The sequence below is a fragment of the Rhodococcus sp. NPDC056960 genome (assembly GCF_042674125.1).
Lineage (GTDB): Bacteria > Actinomycetota > Actinomycetes > Mycobacteriales > Mycobacteriaceae > Rhodococcus_F.
Genome location: NZ_JBHURF010000072.1, coordinates 1 through 9,039, shown reverse-complemented (window position 1 = coordinate 9,039; position 9,039 = coordinate 1). Strand labels below are relative to the sequence as shown.

At 66.6% G+C, this 9,039-nt stretch carries 7 protein-coding genes and 1 pseudogene; 2 read left to right on the top strand and 6 right to left on the bottom strand.

Translation table 11 applies throughout. From position 1 onward, the window contains the following. A pseudogene (locus ACFTWF_RS44775) lies at window positions 1-202 on the top strand (oxidoreductase); the annotation flags it as partial. 8 nt (window positions 203-210) lie between these two features. Here the strand turns inward: ACFTWF_RS44775 and ACFTWF_RS44770 are convergent. The 6 genes from ACFTWF_RS44770 to ACFTWF_RS44745 all read right to left on the bottom strand — a co-directional run bounded on the left by ACFTWF_RS44770 (window position 211) and on the right by ACFTWF_RS44745 (window position 8,158). Continuing rightward, window positions 211-1,701, bottom strand: coding sequence for a PucR family transcriptional regulator (locus ACFTWF_RS44770; RefSeq protein WP_378467490.1), 1,491 nt, complete (start codon window positions 1,699-1,701; stop codon window positions 211-213). Window positions 1,702-1,766: 65 nt separating this feature from the next. After that, entirely contained in the window at window positions 1,767-3,257 is a 1,491-nt protein-coding gene (locus tag ACFTWF_RS44765) for a PucR family transcriptional regulator (RefSeq protein ID WP_378467489.1), read from the bottom strand. Between the two features lie 148 nt (window positions 3,258-3,405). Then, the gene (locus tag ACFTWF_RS44760; RefSeq protein ID WP_378467488.1) at window positions 3,406-4,599 is read right to left on the bottom strand and encodes an NADP-dependent malic enzyme; all 1,194 of its coding nucleotides are present in this window, start codon (window positions 4,597-4,599) and stop codon (window positions 3,406-3,408) included. 51 nt (window positions 4,600-4,650) lie between these two features. Next, window positions 4,651-5,403, bottom strand: coding sequence for an SDR family NAD(P)-dependent oxidoreductase (locus ACFTWF_RS44755; protein WP_378467487.1), 753 nt, complete (start codon window positions 5,401-5,403; stop codon window positions 4,651-4,653). Between the two features lie 61 nt (window positions 5,404-5,464). Next, window positions 5,465-6,706 (bottom strand): GTP cyclohydrolase II, encoded by a 1,242-nt coding sequence (ribA, locus tag ACFTWF_RS44750; protein ID WP_378467486.1) that lies wholly within the window; start codon window positions 6,704-6,706, stop codon window positions 5,465-5,467. A 111-nt stretch (window positions 6,707-6,817) separates the two neighbouring features. Beyond that, window positions 6,818-8,158 (bottom strand): MFS transporter, encoded by a 1,341-nt coding sequence (locus ACFTWF_RS44745; RefSeq protein ID WP_378467485.1) that lies wholly within the window; start codon window positions 8,156-8,158, stop codon window positions 6,818-6,820. A gap of 460 nt (window positions 8,159-8,618) precedes the next feature. Between ACFTWF_RS44745 and ACFTWF_RS44740 the strand changes: the two genes are divergently transcribed. Further along, a partial coding sequence (locus ACFTWF_RS44740; protein ID WP_378467484.1) for a flavin reductase family protein occupies window positions 8,619-9,039 on the top strand: 421 nt, incomplete at its 3' end.

Below are 9,039 nucleotides of genomic sequence, written 5' to 3'. Positions count from 1 at the left end.
GGTCAACACCCTCACCGGGGAACCGATCATCCTCGACGGTATCGACGGACTCGTCCTGGCCCTCGGACACCGGCAGAACGACACGCTGCTCGCCGAACTCGACGCCACCGGCATCCCCCACACCGGCATCGGCGACTGCCTCGCCCCCCGCACCGTCGAAGAAGCCGTCCTCGACGGACTCACCGCCGCCACCGCCATCTGAGCCTCGGTTCAGTCGGCGGGGTCGCCCGCGCGGGCGCGTGCACGAAGTGCCAGCCACAGGATCGCGATATCCGACGTGGCCTTCAGGTTTCGTCCTGTCTCGGATTCGATCTTTCGGAGACGGAAAGCGAGGGACTGCCGGTGGATTCCGAGCCGATCGGCCGTCTCGGTCCAGCTTCGATTGTGTGCGAGGAACGTTTCGAGGGTCTCGACGAGATTCGATTCGTGGCCCTCGTCGTAGCGAAGGAGATCCCCGAGGATCGCGTCGGTGGCAAGCCGGGCATCGGTGACGGTGCGGGGCACGAACAGTGGTGCGTCGGTGGAGTATCGGGCGACCGGAACCCCCGTCGACCGGGCGGCGTCGAGCGCCCAACTCGCCTGACGAGCGCTGTCGGAGATTTGTCCGATCGTGTTAGCCGGGGGCGACGCTCCCATCGCCCGGGTCCTGCCACTCAGCAGGTCGATCGCCTCGGGACTCCGTCCGGTGGGGAGCAGCATGTACGCGTGCTCCCCCAACACGGCTGTCATGTTGGGAACCCGTCGGTCGCCGGCGATAGTCCGTGCCGCGGAAAGAAAGACGGGATCGAAGCTCAGCACGGTCCACTCCGGCACGTTCAGATCGAATTCTTCGAGGAGCGGCGTGACGGATTCGGTGGTGACAGAGCCCGCAAGGATCCTCTGCAGCAGGTCCTCACCGGCTCGGTCGACATGTTCCCGCTCGCGGGTGACTCTCTCGACCTCGACACCGGTCAGGCTCCGCACATGCAGGAGGGCGAAGGCATCCACATCGGTGGCCGGGTTTCCCTCCATGACCAGCATGCATCTGCGGTGAGTGGGCAGCGCGTGGGCCGTCATCACGTAATCCGCGCCCTCGGCGACGGTGAGATGAGCGGGAAGACGATCGAGGGTCTCCGAGACCCGCGAAGCCAATGTGCGGATGGTTGTGTCGGCCAGCGCTGTGCCGGTGGGGAGAACTTCGGTTCCGTACTCGACGTCGACGACGTGCAAGCTGTACCGAAGCTCCCGAGCGAGCCGGGCCAGGAGGGTCGCCTCCACCGGCGAGGTGAAGCGTGCCCGCTCGTAGAGCCGGGTCAGTCGCGCGATCCTGCTGACCTGAACGCTCTGACTGGCGAGAGCCACCGTCCGTCCGATGGCTGCGAACGGCGTGGTGTGGCTGCATCGCAGGATGGGGAATTTCAGCCTGTCGGCCGTCGCGAGCATCACGGTCGTCAGTGGTGGTGCCGTTGCGTCGTCGCCGATGATGACTCCCGCCAGTCCCTTTTCGTGGAGGCGTTCCACGAACGTGCACTGGGCCCGTTCGTCGGTAGGCACGCACAACCCGGCGGTCATCAGCAGTTCGTCCGCTCCCAGCCAGTTCCAGGGATCGAGTTCCGAGGTGTGCGCCCACACGATTCGGCGGTCGAGTCCACCCCTGCCGGCCACGGCAGCGCACCCGATCTGATCCATTGCGATGAGGTCACCGACGGTCAATCTCGACACTGTCTTCCTCTCGTCTTTCATGCGGTCGATCCAACTCTGTTGCACGGCAATGTCGGAAGTCCGCGTCAACCCTGGCCGCTGCTGATCCGACGGGTGATCAGCGCCATCCAGAGGTCGGCTATGTCGGCGGAACTTTTCACGTTTCGCCCCGTGAGACCCTCGATCTTCCGTAGTCGATAGCCGAGCGTCTGACGGTGAATGACCAGCTTTTCCGCCGTCGCCGTCCAGTTGCGATCCATGGACAGGAAAACGTCGAGAGTCTCGACGAGATCGCTGTGATTCGCCGCGTCGTAGTCGATGACCTTTCCCAGGACTGCGCGTGTGGCGAAGTGCGCTTCGGTCACCGTCGGGGGAAGGAACAACGGTGCCGCGGTGGAATATTCGGCGAGTCCACCACCGTCCGCACGAGCGGCCTGGAGGGCCCAGCGTGCCTGACGAACGCTATCCGGCACCCCCTCGCTCGTCGCGGTGCGTGCCGACATGCCCATCGCGGAGATGTGCCGACCCAGGAGCTCCGCCGCCGGGTCGGCATCGGAGCTCGTGACCATCAGGTATCCCTCCTCCCCCACCGAACACGACAGAAATGTGAAACCGCGGTCGGCGACGAGGGTGCGAGCGGTCTGGAGCCCGGGCGCGTCGAATCCGATGAGGCACCACTCCGTATCGGTCAATCCCAGTTGTTCGAGACGTGTGGTGGCGGCGTCCGCGCTGATCGACCCGGTGATCATCTTCTCGAGAAGTTCCGCACCCACGGCATCGGTGCGTTCGCGTTCCCGGGTCACGCGTTCCACTTCGACGCCGACCAGACTTTGCGCATGTAACAACACGAACGCATCGACCTCGAGATCAGCGTGCCCGACGGCGACCAACATGCAGGTGCGGTAGGTGACGAGGGGGAACGCGGTGGCCGTCGTCCCGGGGCCGATGTCGATCGCCATCCTCGGCGGAAGGCGGTCGAGCCGGCCACTGACGCCCGCCTGAAGCTGGCGGACCAGGCCGTCGTCGAGCGGATGTGCATCGCGAAGCACCTCGCTGCCGAGCCCGACATCGACGACGTGGAGCCGGTGGCCGAGTTCGGCCGACAGCCGGCCGAGCAGAGACGTGTCGTCGCCCGGTGCCGCGTGCGCAGCGTCGTACAGCCGACTCAAGCGGTCGATGCGGCTGATCTGGACGCTCTGGGCCGCGACGGCAACGGTGCGGCCGATCGCGGCGAAGGGCGTCGCATGGCCGACCGTGAGTACAGGGAAGCGCAAATCGTCGGCTTCCGACAGCATGTCGTGCGTGAACGGGGGCGCCTGCAGGTCGTCGCCGATCGCGATGCCGGCCAGACCTGCCGCGCTGAGCCGGCGGATGAACTGCTTCTGGTCGTCAGCCGCGGCCGGCAGGCTCATTCCGGTGGTCATGAGGAGATCGTCGGTACCGAGCCAGTTCCACGGGTCGGGCAGCTCGCAGACGTGCGCCCACACGACGGTCCGCTCTGCACCTGCAGCGCCGGCAACCAGGCTGCACGCGAGTTGCCTCATCGCCACCAGGTCGCGGACTGTCAGGTTCGACACGGATCACTCCCAACGTTGAGTCATACGATGCCACGAGGATGCACCTGATCGTCCCCACACGGAACCCGGTGGGTCGCACCGACACGACGATCACCCCGGACGGTGGCCTGGGTGCGGGCTCCGGTCCGGGGTGATCGACGGATTCTCGCTAGCCGGTGACGCCCTCTGCGCGAGCAGCGGCGGCGACCGCCTCCGCGACAGCGGGGGCGACGCGAGGATCGAGCGGGCTGGGAACGATCTTGTCCACTGCCAGCTCGTCACCGACGACCGAGAGGATGGCCTCGGCGGCGGCAAGTTTCATGCCCTCGGTGATGCGGCGGGCCCCGGCGTCGAGGGCACCCTTGAATACTCCGGGGAAGGCGAGCACGTTGTTGATCTGGTTCGGGAAATCGCTGCGCCCGGTGGCGACGATCGCCGCATGCCGGTGGGCGATGTCGGGGTGGATCTCCGGGTCCGGGTTCGACAGGGCGAACACGATGGAGTTCTCCGCCATCGTCGCGATGAGTTCCTCCGGGACGGTGCCCGCGGACACCCCGAGGAACACGTCCGCGCCGTCCAGGGCGAGGGCGATGCCGCCGCGACGTCCGGCGGGGTTGGTGCGGGCGGCCAGATCGATCTTGACCGCGTTCAAATCCTGGCGATCGGCGGAGACGATGCCCTTCGAATCCAGCACCGTCACATCCGCGATGCCGGCGGCGAGCAGGATGTTCGCGCACGCCACCCCGGCGGCGCCGGCACCGGAGATCACCACCCGCAGCGAGGCGAGGTCGCGGTCCTGGACCGTGACCGCACCCTTGAGGGCGGCGAGGACGACGATGGCGGTGCCGTGCTGGTCGTCGTGCATGACCGGGCAGTCCAGCGCTTCGATGACGCGTTGTTCGATCTCGAAGCAGCGGGGTGCGGAGATGTCCTCCAAATTGACCGCGCCGAAGCTGGGACGCAGCCGGATCAGGGTCTCGACGATCTCGTCCGGGCCCTGGGTGTCGAGGACCAGGGGGATGGAGTTCAGGCCGGCGAAGTTCTTGAACAGCGCGGACTTGCCCTCCATCACCGGAAGGGAGGCGCGGGGGCCGATGTCACCGAGACCGAGGACCGCGGACCCGTCCGAGACGACGACCACGAGGCGGTTGGTCCAGGTGTACCGGTCGGCGAGGGTCTCGTCGGCCGCGATGGCGCGGGAGACCTGCGCGACACCCGGGGTGTACGCGATCGACAGATCACGCTGGCTGTCCAGTGGGGTGGTCAACTCGACGGAGAGCTTCCCCCCGATGTGGCCGGCGAAGATCTCTTCGTCGGTCAACTCGACCTTTTGCGGTGTGGTGGGTTCGGACACGACAGTCACGTGAATTGCTCCAAAGGGTTGGTGGGCGGATCGGTGCCGGTGTTTGTTGTGTCAGTGCACCGGAACGGGCAGGGCGGCGTGGGCGGAGAGCACCGTGCCGGACCGGTCGCGGTTGTCGGAATCGGCGAGGAGGAGGAGCGCGGTGTCGAGTTCCGGTGCAGGCGGCTCACCGGAAACGTGGGGTTCGGCACGCTCAGGGAGCAGTTGGAGGGCGTTGATCTGCACCGTCCGCGTACTCATGTCCTGCGCCGCTGCGGTGGTGAACGCCTCGATTGCACCGTCGATCACCTGACGGACGAGGGTGGAATCCTGTGTCTCCGTGTGCGATCGGCCCACACCGGTGACCGTGACGATCGATCCTGCACCGCTGTGATCACCGATCGACCGGATCGCGCGGCGCACGGTCGTGAAGAGCATTCCCAGATGGGCCTGGATCATTCGGTCCCAGTCGGACGGATGGATCGTCTGCAGCGGCGCGCCGGCCGATTCAGGACCCGGCAGCCAGGCGGCGTGAATGACGGCACCGAGGCCGCCGCGCGTGTTTTCGATCGCGGTGAAGAGCCGGTCGACCTCCCTCGTGAGCGTGAGGTCGGCGACGGCGGCGGACGCTCTGCCGCCGTTGCCGGTGATTTCTCCGGCAATCTGCTCGGCCGCGTCCAGCGTGAAACCGTGGGCGATGACGTCGAATCCGTGTTCCCCGAGGGTGCGGGCGACATGAGCGCCCTCAGGATGCTCGACCCCGGTGACCAGGACCAGCTTTTCTCGGCTGGGTGGCGTACGGGTGTGCGGCTGCGTGGGGTCCACGGGGGTCGTCCTTCCGAGGGAGATGCCGGAACGGTTGTGTCGGCGTCGGGGAGGGTGTCAGTCAGCCGAGGCGTTGCAGGGTGTGACCGAGGCGGTCACGCTTGGCCTCGAGGTAGGGCCGGTTGTGGCGGGTGGGCAGGGATTCGTGGGCGAGCTGGTCGGTGACGGTGATGCCGTGTCCTTGTAGGGCCGCGACTTTGTCGGGATTGTTGGTCATCAACCGCACCCGGGTGACACCGAGATCGTCGAGGATCTCCCCGGCCGCCCGGTAGTTCCGGTCGTCGACGGGGAAGCCGAGGCTGACGTTGGCGTCGACGGTGTCGAGACCCTCGTGCCACTGCAACTCGTACGCCCGCAGTTTGTGGCCCAGACCGATGCCGCGGCCCTCGTGCCCGCGCAGATAGATCAGGATGCCGGTGCCGGCGTCCGCGATCGCACCGAGCGCGGACCGGAACTGCGGCCCGCAGTCGCACCGCAACGACCCGGCCAGGTCCCCGGTCAGGCATTCGCTGTGCACCCGCACCAACGGCGCATTAGCGGCGGTGACGTCGCCCATCACCAGGGCCAGATGCTCGACGCCGTCGGGGGCCCGGTAGGCGAGGGCGTCGAAGGTGCCGAGGTCGGTGGGCAGGGTGCTGCGGCCGGTGCGGGTGACGGGCTTGTCGTGGCATACCGGGGCCGTCGCCCGCTCGACGCGCTCGGTGGTTCTGCGGAAGTCCTGCAGTGCCGCGATGGACACGATCGGGATGTCGTGTTCAGCGGCGAGGGATTCGAGGTCGGTGCCGCGCATCATCTCCCGTCGGTCGGGAGTGACGATCTCGCAGAGCAGGGCGGCGCCGCTGAGTCCGGCCATCCGGCACAGGTCCACGCCGGCTTCGGTGTGTCCGGGGCGTTCGAGGACACCGCCGGGGCGGGCGAGCAGCGGCATCACGTGGCCGGGGCGGGCCAGGTCGGCGGGCTGCAGGGTGGGGTCGGCCAGCGCCCGGATGGTGGCGGCGCGGTCGCCGGCGCTGATGCCGGTGGTGGTGCCGTGCCGGTAGTCGACGCTGACCAGGAAGGCGGTCTGGTGGGCCTCGGTGTTGTCGGGGACCATCAGGTCCAGGCCGAGGGTGTCGGCGCGGGCCTCGTCGACGGCGACGCAGAGGAAGCCGGAGGTGTGCTCGAGGAAGAACGCCACCGTGTCGGTGGTGGCGTGTTCGGCGGCCATGATCAGGTCGCCCTCGTTTTCGCGGTCCTCGTCGTCGACGACGAGGACCATGCCCTTGTTGGCCAGTGCGGTGACTGCGTCCGGGATGGTCGACATGATCGCTGATTCCTTCCTTCGCGCGAACACAGACGGATGGTGTGGGGTCGAGGCGGAGCCGTCGGCCGACATCGTTGTCGGTCTGACGACTCCGCGCTCGAGACTGAGGGGTTACCGCCGGTGCGGTGCGGACGTTTCGCTGAGACTGCGTCCCATCGTCTCCGGGGCGAGAACCTGGGAGACCGACGCTCCGACAACGCAGATGCCGGCGGCGATGAGCATCGTGGTGCCGGAACCGAGGTTGTGCATCGACCACGGCAGCAGGAACGTGCCCAAACCGGCACCGACACGACTGAACGCGGTCGCGAAACCGGTACCGACACCGCGGATCTCGGTGGGAAAGATCTCACCGGGGTAGACACCGGTCAACGCGGTGCACATGGCATTGGCGAACGCGAAGAGCAGGAAGCCGATCAACACCAGCGCGGGCGGCGCCGACGACCACAGTCCGATGACGGCCAGCACCGCGGCGCACACCCACTGCTGCGGGATGGTCAGCTTGCGGCGGCCGATCCGTTCGATGAGCAGCACCGAGACGACGACACCGACCAGGGCGAGTCCGTTGACTCCCAGCGCGCCGACCAACCCGTCCCCCAGTCCGTAATCCGACAGCACACTGGCGGCAAAGGTGGCGATGGCGAAATACGGTGCCACAACGCAGAACCAGAACACCGAGATGAAGATCGTCGCCCGGCGGTAGGCGGGCGAGAACAGCATTCCGAACGTGCCCTTGCGGGTGGGCTCATGGGTGACATCGAGAACGTCGGAGGGGTCTTCGAGGTACGCGTGCGCGATCTCGGTGGCCTCCTCGGTGCGGCCCTGGTTCATCAGCCAGCGCGGCGATTCGGGCATACCCAACCGCGCGAGGAGCAAGATCACCGCGGGGATCGTGCTGGACCCGAGCACGATTCGCCAATCGAGCGACCACACCGACGTCATCAGGAAGCCGGCCACAAACGCCGACATGAACCCCAGGTACCAGGCCACCTCGTTCATCGCCATCAACCGGCCACGGAGACGGGCAGGCGCGAACTCGGCGAGCAGCGGCCAGCCGACGGAGTAGTCGGCGCCGATAGCGATCCCCATCAGCAGCCGGACCAGGAACAACTGCCAGGCCGAGTCGACGAAGAACTGCAGCACCGAGCCGATCGTGAAGATCGCCAGGTCGATCGTGAACAGCGGTTTGCGGCCGAGTTTATCGGCCAGCCAACCGCCGAGGGGACCGCCGACGAAGATTCCGATCAACGCGGACGCACCGATCAGCCCCTCCCAGAACAGCGACATGCCCAGATCGAGAGCGAGGCCACCGATCACGGTGCCGATGATGCCGAGGATGTAGCCGTCGATGAACATGCCGCCGGCGATCACACCGGTCAGCTTCACCAGGAAACGACTCTTGTCGACCGAGCCCTGCTCGCCCATGTCGACGGATTCGTTGTTGGTCATCGTCACCGATTCATCCTCTCGTCAGAGTCGGCTGCCGTGGGATTCACGACCGACGACGGTGGATGGTCACCGTGCGGATCGGTGGACGGGTGGAGAAGAGGCGTTCGCACGTGATGTCACAACCTTCGCGAAGTGGTGCACAGAGACGGGTGGGATTCGAGGACTCACCGTCAACTGCGGATCGTGGGGACGGGCACTACTCGAGGAAATCTCTAGCCCGTATGTGTTCACTAATTGAACGTAATGATCAAAATTGTGACATGCAACTCCAGCCCAGTCAACACCCACCCTCGTCACAGGAGAGGCGCCGTCGCACTTGACAGATTGTGACCTACGGCTCAGGATCATCATCACTTGTTATGAACGCTTCGTTCATAAAATGAACGTCCTGAATAGATCGAACTTCACGTGACCGACCCCCGAACCGCTGCCGCGTCCGGCACACGATCCGACAAGGAGCCCTCCCATGCTCACTTCCACCATCGATCAGGCGCAGTACCGCAGCGTGATGGGCCATCTGCCGACCGGGGTGGTCGCCGTGTCCGGCATCACCGCCGGGGCGGAGTATCCGTGCGGGCTGGTGGTCGGCACCTTCCAGTCGCTGTCCCTGGACCCGCCGCTGGTCAGCTTCAGTGTTGCGCACACCTCCACGTCCTGGCCGAAGGTCCGCGCCGCGGGCCGGTTGTGCGCGAGCGTGCTCGCCGCCGGCCAGGAACCGGTGTGCCGCGCCCTGTCGAGCAAGCAGCCGAACAAGTTCGCCGACCTCGACTGGTCCCTGTCCGAGGCCGGCTGCCCCCGGATCACCGGGGCGCACGCGTTCATCGACTGCGACATCACCCACGAACTCGACGGCGGCGACCACGTCATCGTCATCGCCCGGGTCCTGC

Bases quoted from the DNA above. Each gene is read 5' to 3' on its own strand.
- ribA (WP_378467486.1), bottom strand. From the start codon at position 6,706: ATGTCGACCATCCCGGACGCAGTCACCGCACTGGCCAACAAGGGCATG.